This window comes from Fictibacillus tiangongensis, assembly GCF_048083785.1.
In the GTDB taxonomy this organism is placed as follows: domain Bacteria; phylum Bacillota; class Bacilli; order Bacillales; family Fictibacillaceae; genus Fictibacillus.
The window spans coordinates 351293-368458 of the sequence record NZ_CP182294.1; the positions used below are offsets into that span (position 1 = coordinate 351293).

At 45.2% G+C, this 17166-nt stretch carries 17 protein-coding genes; 13 read left to right on the forward strand and 4 right to left on the reverse strand.

What is annotated here, in order from left to right:
- Positions 1-94: 94 nt before the first annotated feature.
- The 12 genes from purE to purD all read left to right on the forward strand — a co-directional run bounded on the left by purE (position 95) and on the right by purD (position 13593).
- Positions 95-580, forward strand: coding sequence for a 5-(carboxyamino)imidazole ribonucleotide mutase (purE, locus tag ACNJYY_RS02095; RefSeq protein WP_198771386.1), 486 nt, complete (start codon positions 95-97; stop codon positions 578-580).
- Positions 573-1727, forward strand: coding sequence for a 5-(carboxyamino)imidazole ribonucleotide synthase (gene purK / locus ACNJYY_RS02100; protein ID WP_416730363.1), 1155 nt, complete (start codon positions 573-575; stop codon positions 1725-1727). The genes purE and purK overlap by 8 nt, the downstream gene beginning before the upstream one ends.
- The gene (gene purB / locus ACNJYY_RS02105; RefSeq protein ID WP_144704474.1) at positions 1724-3016 is read left to right on the forward strand and encodes an adenylosuccinate lyase; all 1293 of its coding nucleotides are present in this window, start codon (positions 1724-1726) and stop codon (positions 3014-3016) included. The genes purK and purB overlap by 4 nt, the downstream gene beginning before the upstream one ends.
- Positions 3017-3355: 339 nt before the next feature.
- Entirely contained in the window at positions 3356-4078 is a 723-nt protein-coding gene (gene purC / locus ACNJYY_RS02110) for a phosphoribosylaminoimidazolesuccinocarboxamide synthase (RefSeq protein WP_416730364.1), read from the forward strand.
- Complete coding sequence (purS, locus tag ACNJYY_RS02115; protein WP_137791366.1) at positions 4066-4320, forward strand: phosphoribosylformylglycinamidine synthase subunit PurS; 255 nt, start codon at positions 4066-4068, stop codon at positions 4318-4320. Before purC ends, purS begins: the two co-directional genes overlap by 13 nt.
- Positions 4317-5000 (forward strand): phosphoribosylformylglycinamidine synthase subunit PurQ, encoded by a 684-nt coding sequence (gene purQ / locus ACNJYY_RS02120; protein ID WP_416730365.1) that lies wholly within the window; start codon positions 4317-4319, stop codon positions 4998-5000. Before purS ends, purQ begins: the two co-directional genes overlap by 4 nt.
- The gene (gene purL, locus ACNJYY_RS02125; RefSeq protein ID WP_416730366.1) at positions 4984-7215 is read left to right on the forward strand and encodes a phosphoribosylformylglycinamidine synthase subunit PurL; all 2232 of its coding nucleotides are present in this window, start codon (positions 4984-4986) and stop codon (positions 7213-7215) included. The genes purQ and purL overlap by 17 nt, the downstream gene beginning before the upstream one ends.
- Entirely contained in the window at positions 7191-8609 is a 1419-nt protein-coding gene (gene purF, locus ACNJYY_RS02130; RefSeq protein ID WP_066399607.1) for an amidophosphoribosyltransferase, read from the forward strand. The genes purL and purF overlap by 25 nt, the downstream gene beginning before the upstream one ends.
- Before the next feature lie 14 nt (positions 8610-8623).
- Positions 8624-9664: a phosphoribosylformylglycinamidine cyclo-ligase gene (gene purM, locus ACNJYY_RS02135; protein ID WP_416730367.1), complete on the forward strand. Its 1041-nt coding sequence runs from the start codon at positions 8624-8626 to the stop codon at positions 9662-9664.
- Positions 9661-10251 carry a phosphoribosylglycinamide formyltransferase gene (gene purN / locus ACNJYY_RS02140; RefSeq protein ID WP_416730368.1) on the forward strand — a complete coding sequence of 197 codons (591 nt, stop codon included), beginning with the start codon at positions 9661-9663 and terminating at the stop codon, positions 10249-10251. Before purM ends, purN begins: the two co-directional genes overlap by 4 nt.
- Entirely contained in the window at positions 10248-11786 is a 1539-nt protein-coding gene (purH, locus tag ACNJYY_RS02145) for a bifunctional phosphoribosylaminoimidazolecarboxamide formyltransferase/IMP cyclohydrolase (protein ID WP_416730369.1), read from the forward strand. Before purN ends, purH begins: the two co-directional genes overlap by 4 nt.
- A 538-nt stretch (positions 11787-12324) precedes the next feature.
- Positions 12325-13593, forward strand: a complete 1269-nt coding sequence (gene purD / locus ACNJYY_RS02150; protein ID WP_416731787.1) for a phosphoribosylamine--glycine ligase — start codon at positions 12325-12327, stop codon at positions 13591-13593.
- On the opposite strand, the gene ACNJYY_RS02155 is transcribed toward purD, so the two are convergent.
- The 4 genes from ACNJYY_RS02155 to ACNJYY_RS02170 all read right to left on the reverse strand — a co-directional run bounded on the left by ACNJYY_RS02155 (position 13571) and on the right by ACNJYY_RS02170 (position 15289).
- Complete coding sequence (locus ACNJYY_RS02155; protein ID WP_328086095.1) at positions 13571-13675, reverse strand: EYxxD motif small membrane protein; 105 nt, start codon at positions 13673-13675, stop codon at positions 13571-13573. The two genes, purD and ACNJYY_RS02155, sit on opposite strands and share 23 nt — an antisense overlap.
- Positions 13676-13738: 63 nt before the next feature.
- Positions 13739-14455 (reverse strand): hypothetical protein, encoded by a 717-nt coding sequence (locus ACNJYY_RS02160; protein WP_416730370.1) that lies wholly within the window; start codon positions 14453-14455, stop codon positions 13739-13741.
- 6 nt (positions 14456-14461) lie between these two features.
- Positions 14462-15010, reverse strand: a complete 549-nt coding sequence (locus ACNJYY_RS02165) for an MFS transporter (protein WP_416730371.1) — start codon at positions 15008-15010, stop codon at positions 14462-14464.
- A gap of 18 nt (positions 15011-15028) precedes the next feature.
- A complete protein-coding gene (locus tag ACNJYY_RS02170) occupies positions 15029-15289 on the reverse strand; it encodes a DUF2892 domain-containing protein (RefSeq protein WP_144704449.1) in 261 nt (86 codons plus the stop codon).
- A 92-nt stretch (positions 15290-15381) separates the two neighbouring features.
- Between ACNJYY_RS02170 and ACNJYY_RS02175 the strand changes: the two genes are divergently transcribed.
- Positions 15382-17130 carry an adenine deaminase C-terminal domain-containing protein gene (locus ACNJYY_RS02175; protein ID WP_416730372.1) on the forward strand — a complete coding sequence of 583 codons (1749 nt, stop codon included), beginning with the start codon at positions 15382-15384 and terminating at the stop codon, positions 17128-17130.
- The last annotated feature ends 36 nt before the right edge of the window (positions 17131-17166 follow it).

Below are 17166 nucleotides of genomic sequence, written 5' to 3' on the forward strand. Positions count from 1 at the left end.
CGGATACGTATGTCCAGTTGGCTGCTTTCTCTCATATTAGGGAGAAGCATACCAACTGGACTTTTTTATATTTTCTGACAATAAGGAGGCTACCATGGCTAAAGTTGGCGTGATCATGGGAAGTGTTTCAGATTGGGAAACAATGAAAGAAGCGTGTGACCTATTAGATGAACTAGAAGTAGCTTACGAGAAGAAGGTGGTTTCGGCACACCGTACACCGGATCTCATGTTTCAATACGCAGAAGAAGCAGAGCATAGAGGGATTGAAGTAATCATTGCTGGAGCGGGCGGGGCAGCCCACTTGCCAGGTATGGTCGCTGCTAAAACAATCCTGCCTGTAATCGGTGTTCCGGTTCAATCCAAAGCGCTTAACGGCATGGATTCACTGCTATCCATCGTTCAGATGCCAAAGGGTGTTCCTGTCGCGACAGTTGCGATCGGGAAGGCTGGTGCAGCAAATGCCGGACTTCTAGCCGCACAGATGGTAGCCGTGCATGATGAAGGAGTCAAACAACGTTTAAAACAACGCCGTGCTACAGCACAACAAATGGCGATCGAAAGTAGTGAGCTTCTTGTTTAAGACGATAAGACCACAGCAAACACTAGGTATACTTGGCGGAGGTCAGCTTGGCCGCATGATGGCATTGAGCGCTCGTGAAATGGGATTGAACGTTGTTGTTTTAGAACCAGGTGAGAATTCACCATGCGGGCAAGTTGCAGATCATCAAATTACAACAGCTTATGATGACCGAGAAGGCATCAAGAAGCTTGCAGAACAAAGCGATGTTGTCACATACGAGTTTGAAAACATAGATGCAGAGAGTGCGAACTGGTTAGAAGAGAACGGAAACTTACCGCAGGGAAGCCGGCTTCTCTCTGTCACTCAGCACCGTTTAAAAGAGAAAGAAACGCTTCAAAAAGCTGGTGTCCCTGTAGCTCCGTACCGCCCTGTGACCAATCTTCGTTCACTCCAACGTGCGGTGGAAGAATTGGGTTACCCTTCTGTATTAAAAACGTGCAGAGGCGGTTACGACGGAAAAGGACAGTTTGTGATCAAGCAAGAAAGTGATCTTGAGATTGCAGCAACACTTTTAGAGAAAGAGACAGATTGTGTGCTGGAAGCTTGGGTTGACTTTGAAAAAGAAATATCCGTAATCATAACGAGAAGTGTGAGCGGTGAGGTTAAATCGTTTCCAATCGCAGAGAATATACACAAAGAGAATATCCTGCATCAAACGATTGCACCAGCACGCATCACGAACACAACAGCGGATCAAGCAAAGCTCCTAGCGGGGTCAATAGCAACGGAATTAGAGCTTGTTGGTACGCTTGCCGTAGAGATGTTCGTCGCAAAAGACGGTACGATCTATGTGAACGAACTAGCGCCACGCCCGCATAACTCGGGGCATTACACAATCGAGGCGTGTGAGACTTCACAGTTCGATCAGCATGTACGTGCCGTATGCAACTGGCCGCTTGGCAATGCAGAATTAATAAAACCAGCCGTGATGATCAACATATTAGGTGAACATCATGAGACTGTGTTACGCGAGATAGGAAATTTAGGAGAAGCGAAACTTCATCTGTACGGAAAGAAAGAAGCGAAAGCGAAACGAAAGATGGGGCATATCACGGTTTTAGGTGATACGATTGAACAGGCACTAGAAAAAGCAGAAAAAGTGACCGCACTATTTTTAAGTGATAACAAAACGGAGGTAACACAATGATTGAACGCTATACACGCCCTGAAATGGGAGCGATCTGGACGGACGAAAACAAATATCAAGCGTGGCTTGAAGTAGAGATCTTAGCTTGTGAAGCTTGGGCAGAACTAGGAGATATTCCGAAAGAAGACGTGAAGAAGCTTCGCGAAAACGCGTCTTTCGATATTAACAGAATCCTAGAGATCGAAGAAGAAACGCGCCATGATGTAGTAGCTTTTACGCGAGCGGTATCTGAAACGCTTGGTGAAGAGCGCAAATGGGTACATTACGGACTAACTTCCACAGATGTTGTAGATACAGCTCTATCGTATCTTCTAAAACAAGCAAACGACATTTTAGCGAAAGATCTAGATCGTTTCGTTGAGATTCTTGCTGAAAAAGCAAAAGAACATAAATATACCGTGATGATGGGTCGTACGCACGGAGTGCATGCTGAGCCAACAACGTTCGGATTGAAACTTGCTCTTTGGTACGAAGAGATGAAACGTAACGTGGAGCGCTTCAAGCAAGCGTCAGACACGGTTCGTTTCGGAAAAATTTCTGGAGCCGTTGGAACGTACGCGAACATCGATCCTTTCGTTGAAAAATATGTGTGTGAAAAGCTTGGACTAGAAGCGGCACCGATCTCAACTCAAACATTACAGCGTGACCGTCACGCGCATTACATGTCAACGTTGGCACTTATCGCAACGAGCATCGAGAAGTTCGCAACAGAAGTACGCGGTCTTCAAAAGAGTGAAACGCGTGAAGTAGAAGAGTTCTTTGCAAAAGGTCAAAAAGGATCATCGGCAATGCCGCATAAACGTAATCCGATCGGATCTGAAAACATGACAGGTCTTGCTCGTGTGATTCGCGGTTACATGATGACAGCTTATGAGAACGTATCCCTATGGCATGAGCGTGATATCTCGCATTCATCTGCTGAGCGTGTGATTCTACCAGATGCAACGATCGCATTGAACTACATGCTGAACCGTTTTGGCAACATCATCAAGAACTTAACCGTGTTCCCAGAAAACATGAAACGCAACATGGAGCGCACGTACGGTTTAATCTACTCACAGCGCGTACTTCTTAAATTGATTGATAAAGGCATGGCACGTGAAGAAGCATACGACACTGTCCAACCAAAAGCGATGCAAGCATGGGAAGAAGGTGTACAGTTCAGAACATTAGTAGAAGCTGAACAAAAAATTACTGAAAAATTAACACCTGAAGAAATCTCTGAATGCTTTGACTACAGTTATCATCTGTCACACGTAGACACAATCTTCGACAGATTAGGGCTTTAAAGGGTTTTATATAAGAAGAATTGCTTTTATAAATGGTTAGTTGTAAATCTTTAACGTTTGCACATCATTGAAAAGTTGATTGTAGAGGAAGGTACGAGACTCCTGGGGGACGAGCGGGGCAGGTGAGACACTCAAAGGCGCATAGCGGCGAGGGGCTCACCGCACGCCCCCCGGAAAGGGAGTACCTGGAGCGGAAATCAACTCTTTCAAGCTACGAAGATTAAACAAGCTTTTTTGAAGTACTTCAACTAAAAAGAGAGTGATCTATTGAGCTCTCTTTCTCTTTGCCTTTTTTAGTAGATTGAATATTGGGAATCTTCATATAACGGAGGGGTCAGAATGGAGAAGTTAGAGCAGCTATACGAAGGAAAAGCAAAACGCATCTACCGCACAACAGACGAGAACATCGTCTGGGTAAGCTACAAAGATTCAGCAACAGCGTTCAACGGCGAGAAAAAAGCCGAGATCGCAGGAAAAGGAAGACTGAACAACGAGATCTCATCTATCCTTTTTGAACTGCTCAAAGAGAAAGGAATTCACTCCCACTTCGTAAAACGAGTATCCGAAACCGAACAACTCGTGAAGAAGGTGACCATCATCCCCTTAGAAGTGGTTGTCCGCAACATCGCTGCTGGATCGTTATCAAAGCGTACCGGGATTCCTGAAGGTCAGATCCTTCCACGCACGATCGTCGAATTTTACTACAAAAACGATGACCTCGGCGATCCGCTTATTACGGAAGAGCATATCGACATCATGAACTTGGCAACGCGAGAGCAACTCAGCCAGATTTCAGAACAAGCGATTCAGATCAACGAAGTGCTCACTTCTTATTTTGTTCAAAAGAACGTAAAGCTCGTCGACTTTAAGCTAGAGTTCGGAACAGATGTTAATGGAAACCTTATGCTCGCTGACGAAATTTCTCCTGATACATGCCGTTTATGGGATGCAGAAACGAACGAGAAACTTGATAAAGATGTATTTCGCCGAGGGTTAGGAAGTTTAACAGATGCTTATGAAAAAATACTACAACGTCTAGGAGGCCTATCATGTACAAAGTAAAGGTGTATGTAACATTAAGAGAGAGTGTATTAGATCCACAAGGTAAGGCAGTTATGAGCTCGCTTCACAAAATGGGACAGTCAGAGGTTGAAGATGTACGTATTGGTAAGTATCTGGAGTTAACGCTTCAAAAAGGCGACTACGATCTTGATGAGAAAATCGTGAACATGTGCTCTAAACTTTTATCGAATCCAGTTATTGAAGACTACCGGTATGAGGTGGAGGAGGTTGTCGCACAGTGAAGTTTGCTGTAATCGTTTTTCCAGGATCAAACTGTGACACAGACATGTATCATGCTATAAAAGATGAGCTCGGCGCTGAAGTTGAGTACGTCTGGCACGATGCAACGAACTTAAATCAATTTGACGGTATTTTATTGCCTGGTGGTTTCTCTTATGGAGATTACCTCCGCTCAGGCGCTATCGCACAATTCTCGAACGTGATGACAGAAGTGGTTAAAGCAGCACGTGAAGGAAAACCGGTTCTTGGCGTTTGTAACGGATTTCAGATTTTACTAGAAACAGGACTCCTGCCAGGAGCGATGCGCCGCAATGAATCATTGAAATTCATCTGCCAGCCAGAAGAGCTTGTCGTTGAGAACACATCGACGATCTTCACGACTCAGTATGAAAAAGGAGAAGTAATCTCCGTTCCAGTCGCGCATGGTGAAGGCAACTATTATTGCGATGAAGAGACGCTGCAACAGCTAAAGGCAAACGACCAGATCGTATTCACATATAAAAACAATCCGAACGGATCGGTTGAAAACATTGCCGGAATCACGAACGAAGAAGGCAACGTGCTAGGTATGATGCCGCATCCGGAACGTGCGGTTGATGAGCTTTTAGGAAGCAAGGATGGTCTTAAATTATTTCAATCTATTGTGAAGAGCTGGAGGGAACGTTATGTCGCTGCAACATGAACCAACAAGTTCACAAATTAAAGAGCAAAAATTATACCGTGAGATGGGTTTAAGTGATTCAGAGTTTGAACTCGTAGAAAAGATTATCGGCAGATTTCCTAACTGGACAGAAACAGGACTGTTCTCTGTTATGTGGAGTGAGCACTGTTCTTATAAAAATTCAAAGCCTGTTCTAAGCAAGTTCCCTACAAAAGGTGAGCGCGTACTTCAAGGTCCTGGTGAAGGTGCTGGGATCGTGGATATCGGTGACGGTCAAGCGGTTGTTTTCAAGATCGAATCTCATAACCACCCTTCAGCGATCGAGCCTTATCAAGGAGCTGCAACAGGTGTCGGTGGAATCATTCGTGACGTTTTCTCAATGGGAGCGCGTCCGATCGCGATGCTGAACTCGCTTCGTTTTGGAGAGTTAGAGTCTCCGCGTGTGAAGTATTTGTTCGAGCAAGTGGTAGCGGGGATCGCAGGCTACGGCAACTGTATCGGAATTCCGACGGTTGGTGGAGAAGTTCAATTCGATCCATCGTACGAAGGCAATCCGCTTGTTAACGCGATGTGTGTCGGTCTGATCGACCATAAAGACATTAAAAAAGGTCAAGCGAAGGGTGCAGGAAACTCTGTCATGTACGTTGGGGCGAAAACAGGCCGTGACGGAATCCACGGTGCAACGTTTGCATCAGAAGAGCTTTCTGAAGCGTCAGAAGAAAAGCGTCCAGCGGTTCAAGTTGGAGATCCTTTTATGGAAAAACTCGTTATGGAAGCGTGCCTCGAGCTCATTCATAACTGTGATGCGCTTGTTGGCATTCAAGATATGGGTGCGGCAGGTCTTACAAGTTCGTCCGCTGAGATGGCAAGTAAAGCGGGCATGGGAATCGAGATGAACCTTGATCTTATTCCACAGCGTGAAACGGGAATGACGGCATACGAGATGATGCTATCAGAATCTCAAGAGCGCATGCTGTTAGTCGTTGAAAAAGGCCGTGAGCATGAAGTGGAAAAGATCTTTGCAAAATGGGATCTAGATTGCGTAACGGTTGGAACGGTTATCGAAGAGCAAGTCCTTCGTCTTACTCACCAAGGTGAGATCGTGGCAGATGTACCAGTAGATGCTCTTGCAGAAGATGCTCCGGTTTATCATAAGCCATCAAAAGAACCTGCTTATTATGGTGAGTTCCAAGCGCAAGCAGACTACTTCCCAGAGATTACTAGCTTCAAATCTACGTTGCTATCTCTTTTGAAGCAGCCAACGATAGCGAGCAAAGAGTGGGTTTACAACCAGTATGACTATATGGTGCGCACGAATACCGTCGTAGCACCTGGATCAGATGCAGCAGTCGTTCGAATCCGCGGAACGAAAAAAGCACTTGCCATGACAACAGACTGTAACTCTCGCTATCTGTATTTAGATCCAGAAGTGGGCGGCATGATCGCTGTTGCCGAAGCAGCTCGTAATCTCGTATGTTCAGGAGCACAGCCTCTTGCGGTGACAGATTGCTTGAACTACGGAAATCCTGAAAAGCCAGAGATCTTCTGGCAGCTAGAGAAATCAGCTGACGGTATGAGTGCGGCATGCAACAAACTCGCAACGCCAGTCATCGGCGGTAACGTATCTCTTTATAACGAAACGAACGGTGTGGCTGTTTACCCGACACCAGTTATCGGTATGGTCGGGCTTATTGAAGACACGAAGCACATCGTAACTCAAAGCTTTAAAGAAGCGGGTGACATCATCTATCTAATTGGTGAAAGCAAAGCGGAATTTGGCGGAAGTGAGCTTCAGAAGATGAAAGAAGGACGAATTTTTGGTAAAGCGCCTCACATCGATCTAGAAGTGGAAGAAACAAGACAGCGTGAGCTTTTAGCAGCGATTCATAAAGGTTTGATCCAATCTGCGCATGACGTTGCGGAAGGCGGACTATCTGTTGCACTTGCTGAGTCTGTGATGGACGGAAAAGTAGGAGCGAGCGTGACGTTAACAGATGAGCCGATCGGAAGTCTTTTCGGAGAATCTCAATCCCGTTTCTTAGTCACAGTAAAACCTGAACATCAAGATGAGTTCCAACAGCTTGTAAAAGACGCAAAAATCATAGGTTTTGTACGTTCTGAGAGCGGTCTAGCGATCGATAATGAGCAGGGTGAAGAGCTGTTATCCTGCACGCTCCAGGAGATGCAAGACGCCTGGAAAGGAGCAATTCCATGCTTGCTGACATCAAAGGCTTAAACGAAGAATGTGGTGTGTTTGGGATCTGGGGTCACCCGGATGCCGCGCAACTAACGTATTACGGGCTGCACAGCCTGCAGCACCGCGGACAAGAAGGAGCAGGAATCGTTGTAACGGACGGAGAGCGTTTACGCATTCATAAAGGTAGCGGTCTCGTAAACGACGTGTTCAGCAAAGGGGAGCTAGAAGGATTGATCGGACATGGTGCAATCGGCCATGTCCGGTATTCCACAGCAGGAGGCAATGAGCTTGCGAACGTTCAGCCACTCTTGTTCCGTTCACAAACAAGCTCACTTGCTCTTGCTCATAACGGAAATCTTGTAAATGCCAACGCGCTAAAACATCAGCTGGAATCGCAAGGAAGCATCTTTCAAACCACTTCTGATACAGAAGTGCTTGCTCATCTGATCAAGCGCAGCGGTTATTTTACACTTAAAGAAAAAGTACAGAACGCTTTAACGATGCTAAAAGGTGCATATGCGTTCTTAGTCATGACAGAGAACGAGATGATGGTAGCACTCGATCCGAACGGCTTACGCCCATTGTCACTTGGTATGCTTGGTGATGCGTATGTTGTCGCATCTGAAACGTGTGCGTTCGATGTGGTTGGTGCAACGTATGTGCGTGACGTGCAGCCGGGAGAACTTTTGATCATTAATGAAGACGGACTAACGGTCGATACGTTCTCGACTTCTGTTCAGCGCTCCATGTGTTCGATGGAATATATTTATTTCTCACGACCAGACAGCAACATTGAAGGAATCAACGTTCATGCGGCTCGTAAAAGTCTTGGGAAAAAGATGTATGAAGAAGCTCCGATTGAAGCGGATGTTGTAACAGGTGTGCCTGATTCTAGTATCTCAGCTGCGATCGGTTATGCAGAAGCATCCGGTATTCCGTATGAGATTGGTTTGATTAAAAATCGCTATGTCGGACGTACGTTCATCCAGCCTTCTCAAGAGCTTCGTGAACTAGGTGTGAAGATGAAGCTTTCGCCAGTTCGAGGAATCGTAGAAGGAAAGCGAGTCGTTATGGTCGATGATTCAATCGTTCGTGGAACAACGAGCCGCCGAATCGTGAAGATGCTGCGTGCTGCGGGCGCTACAGAAGTTCACGTTCGCATTACAGCACCACCGATCGCACATCCATGCTATTACGGCATCGATACGTCAGAACGTGCAGAACTGATCGCATCTAAGCATTCGGTGGATGAGATTCGTGAAATTATTGGTGCGGATTCCTTATCGTTTATTTCCGTAGAAGGATTAATGGAAGGTATCGGACGTTCGAATGCCGAGCCGAACTGCGGACAATGTTTAGCTTGTTTTACAGGACGATATCCAACAGAAATTTATCCAGATACTGTTTTACCATATGAAAAAGAGCTTGTTTAAAGGGGGAGAAGACGATGGCAGAAGCATATAAGCAAGCAGGCGTGAACATCGAAGCAGGATATGAAGCGGTCGATCGTATCAAGAAACATGCACAAAGAACGAAGCGTCCGGAAGTATTAGCAGGACTTGGAGGATTTGGTGCGATGTTCGATCTATCAGGATTCTCACATAAAGAGCCTGTGCTGATTTCCGGAACAGACGGAGTAGGTACGAAACTGATGCTTGCGTTCATGGCGGATAAGCATGACACGATCGGTGTAGATGCAGTTGCGATGTGTGTGAACGATATCGTAGCGCAAGGCGCTGAGCCGCTTTATTTCCTGGACTATATTGCTTGCGGCACGCTTCACCCTGAAAAGATCGAACAGATCGTTAGTGGGATCGCGGATGGCTGTGAACAAGCAGGTTGTGCGCTCATTGGCGGAGAAACGGCAGAGATGCCTGGCATGTATGACAGTGAAGAGTATGATCTAGCTGGATTTACGGTTGGAATCGCCGAGAAATCGAAGCTGATCAACGGCGCTGCTATCTCCGAGAACGATGTATTGATCGGTCTTGCTTCAAACGGTCTTCATTCCAACGGTTTTTCACTGGTTCGTAAAGTTTTATTAGAAAACGCAGGACTTGATCTGAACCAACACATTGATCGTTTATCTAAACCATTAGGTGAAGAGCTGTTAACACCGACTCGCATCTATGTAAAACCGTTGCTTGAAGTGTTCAATCAGTTTGATGTGAACGGTGTTGCTCATATTACAGGCGGCGGATTCATTGAAAACATTCCACGCATGCTGCCAGAAGGTCTTGCGGCAGAAGTAGATTATGGATCATGGCCGGTTCCTGCGATCTTTGATCTGATCGAAGAAAAAGGAAACCTGACACGGAAAGAGATGTTCACAACGTTTAACATGGGAATTGGAATGGTGCTCTCGGTTTCAGAAGAAAATATGCTACCAATCATCCGCCTTTTAGAAGAAACAGGCGAGAAGCCTTACATCATCGGTCGCGTGAAACAAGGTGAAGGTGTGATCTTTGGTGGAGGAAACATCGAATGAGAAAAATAGCTGTATTTGCTTCTGGAAGCGGAAGTAACTTTCAAGCCATCATAGACGCGGTTGAAGCAGGTGAGCTTCAGGCGGATATCGAGCTTTTAGTATGTGATAAACCGGGGGCGAAAGTGATTGATCGTGCGCGCCACTTCGGGATTCCGACGTATTCGTTCTTGCCAAAAACATTTGCATCAAAAGCTGATTTTGAAAAAGAAATCGTTTCTGAACTTCAATCCTATGGAGTAGAATTTATCGTTCTCGCAGGATATATGAGGCTGGTTGGTGAGGTATTATTAAAAGCGTATGAAGGCTGTATCATCAATATCCACCCTTCGTATCTGCCAGCCTTTCCTGGTAAGGATGCGGTCGGACAAGCTCTGAAAGCGAACGTTGCCGAAACAGGTGTAACGGTTCATTATGTAGATAGTGGAATGGATACAGGGCCGATCATCGAACAAGTTCGCATTCCTGTATTGCCTGGCGATACTGAGCAAACCCTGCAGCAGCGCATCCAAAAAGCAGAACACAAATTGTACCCAGCTATCATCAACAAACTATTACAAAAAGACACCGTAGGGGGCCTCTTACATTGACGATCAAACGTGCACTCATAAGCGTTTCAAATAAAGAAGGATTACTTCATTTTGCAGAAAAACTAGCTCATCACGGCGTAGAGATCATCTCTACAGGCGGAACAAAAAAAGCGCTGCAAGACGCAGGAATTCCTGTGATCGGTATCTCTGAAGTAACTGGTTTTCCAGAGATCATGGACGGACGTGTCAAAACGCTTCACCCAAAAATTCATGGCGGTTTACTCGCTGTTCGAGATAATGAGACACATCAAACAGCCATGCAAGAAAATGAGATCTCTCCGATCGATCTTGTTGTTGTAAACCTTTATCCGTTCAAAGAGACGATTGCAAAAGAAGGCACAACATTCGCTGACGCGATCGAAAATATCGATATCGGCGGACCGAGTATGCTGCGTTCAGCTGCAAAAAATCACGCCTACGTAACGGTCGTTGTCGATCCGGCAGACTATGAGACAGTAGCGGGTGAGCTTGATGGTACAGGAGCTGTAAGTGAAGAGACACGCCGAAGACTTGCTGCGAAGACGTTCCGTCATACAGCGGCTTATGATGCGTTGATTGCTGAGTATTTAACAGCAGCTGTAGAAGAGGAGCACCCGGAATCTTACACGGTAACATATGAAAAGAAACAGGACCTTCGATATGGTGAGAACCCTCATCAAAAAGCCGCGTTTTATTCAACGCCACTGAAGAACACGCTCTCTTTAACAGACGCTGAACAGCTTCACGGAAAAGAGCTTTCATACAACAACATCAACGACGCAGATGCTGCACTCTCAATTGTAAAAGAGTTCGTTGATCCAGCTGTAGTTGCGGTTAAGCACATGAATCCATGTGGCGTTGGAACAGGCTCAACGATCCTTGAAGCGTACACCCGTGCGTTTGAAGCTGACCCTGTATCGATCTTCGGTGGCATCATCGCTGCGAACACAGAAATTGATGAAGAAACGGCTCAAAAGCTGAGTGAGATTTTCCTTGAGATCATCATCGCTCCTTCATTTACAGAGAAAGCGTTAGAGATCCTAACGAAAAAGAAAAACATCCGTTTATTAAAATTAGATTTTACAGAAGGTAAAGGGATAGCTAAAAAAATCACAACCGTTTCTGGCGGAATGCTCGTTCAAGAAGAAGACGTTTTCGGGTTGGATGACGCGAACGTGACGATTCCAACAAAGCGCCAGCCGACTGAGCAAGAGTGGAAAGATTTGAAACTTGCTTGGAAAGTGGTAAAACACGTGAAATCAAATGCGATCGTCTTAGCGAAAGACGAAATGACAGTAGGTGTTGGCGCGGGTCAGATGAACCGCGTTGGCGCAGCGAAAATCGCGATCGAGCAAGCGGGGAAACGTGCACAAGGCTCTGCTCTAGGGTCAGATGCATTCTTCCCGATGGATGACACCGTAGAAGCAGCGGCACGCGCTGGCGTTACAGCGATCATACAGCCAGGCGGATCGATAAAGGATGAAGACTCGATCAAAAAAGCAGATGAGCACGGGATCACGATGGTGTTCACAGGCGTAAGACACTTTAAGCATTAATCCTTTTAGCTGTTTTCGAATACATTGTTAGTTCCTGAAAGTAGTTGATTTCCGCTCCAGGTTGCACGCTTTCCATGGGGCGAACGGTGAGCCTCCTGCCGCTTTGCGCCCTTAGGAGTCTCCACCTGACCGCTCGTCCCATAGGAGTCGGCAACCTTCCGCTCCAATCAACTTGCATAAGAAGTACAAAAAGAAAAAATCTAAAAGACAATCACTTAGCCTTATCTTCAGATGTTTTATCAAGAAGCCTTTTAAATTATTGAATTAGTTCAAACAGTCTTTAGCATCAGTTCGTGACTTAAAAACTAAAGTGCCAACAGCCTTTAGTATTACCTATAAACTCCACTGATTAAGTTGATCGGAGTGCAAGGTGCGAGACTTCTGCGGGACAGGTGGGCGGGTGAGACACTTATACGTGAAACGTACGAATGTGGCTCACCGCCTGCCCCGCGGAAAGCGAGCACCTGGAACGGAGATCAACTACTATCAAGGCCATCATGAAAACAACGTTTATCATTTTATAAAGGAGGTAGCAACCATGAACGTTCTTGTAATCGGCAAAGGTGGACGTGAACATGCGCTCGTGTGGAAATTCAGCAACAGCCCGAGCGTCACAAAAGTGTTTGCTGCACCAGGAAACCCAGGCATGGCACAACAAGCAACATGCGTTTCCATCAAAGAAACCAACATCGACGAGCTTGTCACTTTTGCAAAAGCAAACGAAATCGGTTTAACATTCGTTGGACCTGAAGTGCCTCTGCTAGAAGGCATCGTAGATCGTTTTAAAGAAGAAGGCCTTGTTATCTTCGGTCCATCTAAAGCAGCAGCAGAGATCGAAGGCTCAAAATCATTCGCGAAGAATCTCATGAAAAAGTACGACATTCCAACAGCTGCTTCTGAAACGTTTACGAATCATGATGAGGCTCTAGCATATGTTCGAGAAAAAGGAGTACCGATCGTGTTAAAAGCGGACGGACTTGCCGCAGGTAAAGGTGTCATTGTGGCCATGACTTTAGAAGAAGCGGAAGACGGCCTACACGAGTTGATGGTGGACAAACGCTTCGGTTCTGCGAGTGAAACGGTTGTTGTTGAAGAATTCCTAGAAGGGGAAGAATTTTCGTTAATGTCATTCGTACATGACGAGATTTTCCTTCCGATGGAAATTGCTCAAGACCATAAACGTGCGTATGACGGGGATAAAGGTCCGAACACAGGTGGGATGGGGGCATATTCACCCGTTCCCCAGATTTCCGACGCAGACATCCAAAAAGCGATAAAAGAGATCGTTCAGCCAACCGTTTCTGCGATGAAACAAGAAGGCACTCCTTTTACAGGAATTCTATATGCGGGCCTAATCTTAACGAAGAATGGTCCGAAAGTGATCGAGTTTAACGCACGCTTCGGTGACCCTGAAACACAAGTGATTCTGCCTCGACTAGAAAACGATCTAGCTGATCTGCTTTTATCCCTTTTAAACGGCAAAAAGCCGGAACTTCATTGGTCAGAAGAATCCGTACTTGGTGTTGTTCTTGCATCTGATGGTTATCCTGTTTCTTCTTCAGAAGCTGAAGTAATAACGGGGATTGAAGACATTCAAGGTGGTTCTAACGTGTTTCACGCGGGTACAAAAAGAGAAGGTGAATCTCTTTTAACGGATGGTGGCCGAGTGTTATTGGTAGCCACTAAAGGACGTTCATTAAGTGAAGCACGGGAAAACGTATATAAAGAAATGAAGAAAATCACGTGCGAAGGCTCATTCTATCGCAAAGATATCGGGTTTCGAGCTATTTCGCACGTCTCTTCTTAATAAATACAAATGAGATGGCGATGATTCCGCCGATAAGCAAGATATAAAGAAAAGCAGTATCCATTAAGTATTCGTAACTCATATGGCTTACCTCCTATATTGAAATTGAGGGCTGACGGGCAATGGTTGATCAAAACCTTGTTCGTCAGCCTTCATTAATTGGATTCGGATGAGATGTAGATGATTCGGTGTTCGGAGCTGCGGTCGGCATGAGTTTTGGAGGCTGTATGATGGACAACGGTTTCCACCGACGCAACAACTGCATCCCGATGAAGATGACAAAACCTGCTATCACGTACGTTACATAAGGAGCAGCGCTTTCTCCTCCATCCGCCACTTCAAATAATCGTCCTCCGATTGAATTTCCTATCGCTTCCCCAATCCCTGTAAAAACACTAGCTAATCCAAAGAACATGCCAAGAAACCGGGCAGCCGCAAGCTGAGAGATAGACGTATCCAACGTTGGCATGATCAGCATCTCACCCGTAATAAAGATAATTCCGGTAAAAACAAAGAAAAATAAAGTGTTCGCAAAATATAAACTTCCGAGAGCAGATCCGATACAGATCGCCCCTATACCAACAGATGTCAGGGGATGAATATTTCGGATAATATTTTTTGTAATGAGCGTTTGAGCTAATATGACCGTGATGCTGTTGATGGTCCAGATGATGCTGACGTCTTTTCCGTTGGACAGAACATTTTCAGCTCGAAGCGGGAGCACGAGTGCAAACTGTACGTAAAGCGCCCAAACAAAGATTGTCGCGATCACAAAAACGAGGAAGGGAATGTTTTTTAACCCTTGTCGATATTCACTCCACTTAACTTCTCGGCAGTTTTCGTCTCCACAGCCTGCAGGCAAGAAGAACTAGCTGATCACGCTTGCTCCTAAATAAATAACACCAGCGGTTATGAAGATTAGTTTTGAACTTCCTGTAAATAAAGCGAAAACGGTCAATCCAGCAATGGCCATTCCAATATTGGCAAAGATTCCACGCAATGAAAAAGCAGTAGATCTCATTTCTGCTTTTACGAGTGATGAAATAAATGCTTTTGTGGACGGTGCATTAAGCCCAAGACCAAGCCCGCTGATCGCAGCAGTTAATAAAACAAGTGAATAAGTTGAAAAATAAGCGAAACCTATCAGCCCGCCAGCCCGTATTAAAGCACCAAGTGCGATGATAAAACGTCTGCCTGTACGGTCAGCGAATACGCCTCCGACCACACTTCCGACTTGCATGAAGATCGAGATAACAGCGAGAGTAAATCCAATCTGTGCCGCTGTTAGTCCGGTTTCCACTTTTAAGAGGATAGGAAGGACAGGCAAGACTAGATACGAGCCAAGATGTGTAATAAAGACAACGACCAATAAACTAAATAGAGGTCTGTTGCCTTTTAGTAAAGAATGAGTGGGCATAGTGCTGCCTCCTTCTTATTATGAAGGGTTGAACGGCGAACCTTCTTTCGCGATATTACCAAGATCCATGTCGTTCATTTCTTTGCTTTTGTGAAGAAGGTCAGTCACTGGGCAGTAGCGGACGATTCCTTCTGCTACTTTCATCGCAGCCATTAAGATCATAAGAATGTATGACTCTTTGTAAGGCTTTCTTGTCAGCTTTGCTGTATAAACAGAAAGCAGTGTTAGACCTGCAATAATTCGAATCATGCTATTAACTAAACCAATATTTTGTCTCATTGTGATACTCCTTTCAATTTTCACCAATTTGCTTGATGAATATGGTATTCTTGAAAAAACGAAATTTTCAGAGAGAAGACAGGTGATCCAACATGAACCAACACATTGCTTTTTGGACAAAAGCGCAAATGCGCAAACAAGTGGCCGTAATTCAAGGTGAATTGGCACCGTCGCTTGTCTTAACAAACGCTACATATTTAAACACAGCTCTTAAAAAATGGGTAAAAGCAAACATCTGGATCCTTCAAGACCGCATCGTCTATGTAGGCGAAAAGATGCCTGACCATACAACAGGGACGGAAATCACTGATCTAGAAGGTAAGTTTGTTGTGCCGGGATATATTGAACCTCACTGTCATCCGTTTCAACTTTATAATCCCCAGTCGCTCTCGCGATATGCATTGCAGCGTGGAACGTCCGTATTTTTAGCCGACAACTTTATGCTGCTTTTTGAAATGAATATTTCGAAAGCGCTTTCTTTTATGGAGGACGTGAACGATCTGCCTTCTAATTTCTTTTGGTGGTGCCGTTATGACGCACAAACTGAACTCTTAGAAGAAGAGAATTATTTTTCGGAAAAAAGTGTGAGGCAGCTGCTTGAGAGCCCGTATGTTCTTCAAGGCGGCGAGTTAACGAGCTGGCCGCGCGTGCTTCATGGTGATGATACGCTGTTGCATTGGATGCTCAAGACGAAGAAAGCGGGTAAGAAGATCGAGGGACATCTGCCAGGGGCTTCTGAAAAGACCTTAACTGCAATGACGTTGCTCGGTGTGGACTGCGATCATGAAGCGATGACAGGGACAGAGGTGATGGACCGATTGAATGCTGGTCTGCAAGTTTCGCTTCGTTATTCTTCGATTCGTCCAGATCTGCCGAAGTTGTTGCGCCAGATGAAAGAAGAAGGCATCACGAACTATGAAAGAATCTTTATGACGACTGACGGATCCACACCTGCTTTTTATGAGGAAGGTGTTACCGATAAGATGCTGCAGATCGCACTTGAAGCAGGGCTCGACCCAGTGGATGCGTATATGATGGTCTCTTATAACGTAGCTAGATATTATGGCCTAGATCACCTCTTCGGCATGGTTGCGGCAGGGCGAGTCGCACATTTGAATATTTTAGATGACGTAACAAATCCTCTGCCTGAATCTGTTTTGGCAAAAGGAAAATGGATGAAGCGTGACGGCAAGGATGTTAGTGACGATCGTGATTTTCAATTTGATTGGGAAGGTCATGGTATCAAACAAAGAGAGATTAAATGGGACCTCCAAGACGAAGATTTTCAGTTTTCTGGTCTCGTTGGAATAGAAATGTACAATAGTGTCATCACACGGCCATATAATGTATCGATCAATCCTTTTTCTGAAGAGATTAACGGAGAATCAGACGAGTGTTTCTTAATGCTGATCGATAAAGAAGGAAAGTGGAGAATCAATACGGTCGTAAAGGGTTTTGCGAAAAATCTGTATGGCTTTGCGAGCTCGTATTCCAATACGGGAGATCTTTTGATCATCGGAAAAAGCAAAAAGGATATGGCTGTAGCTTTCGAACGCTTAAAAGAGGTGGGTGGAGGCATCGTTCTTGCGGAGAGAGGCGAGATCGTAGCTGAGATAAAACTTCCATTAGCGGGAGGAATGTCGAATCTTAGTATAGAAGAACTAGTGGTAGAAGAGAAAAGATTAACGAATGCGTTAAGAGAAAGAGGCTATCAATACGAAGATCCGATCTATTCTCTATTGTTTTTCTCTTCCACACACTTGCCATACATCCGCATTACGCAAAGAGGCATTTACGATGTTAAAAAGAAAGGGTTACTCTTTCCTTCGATTATGCGTTAATATAGAAAAGGATTGGGCAAAATAATACGATACAAA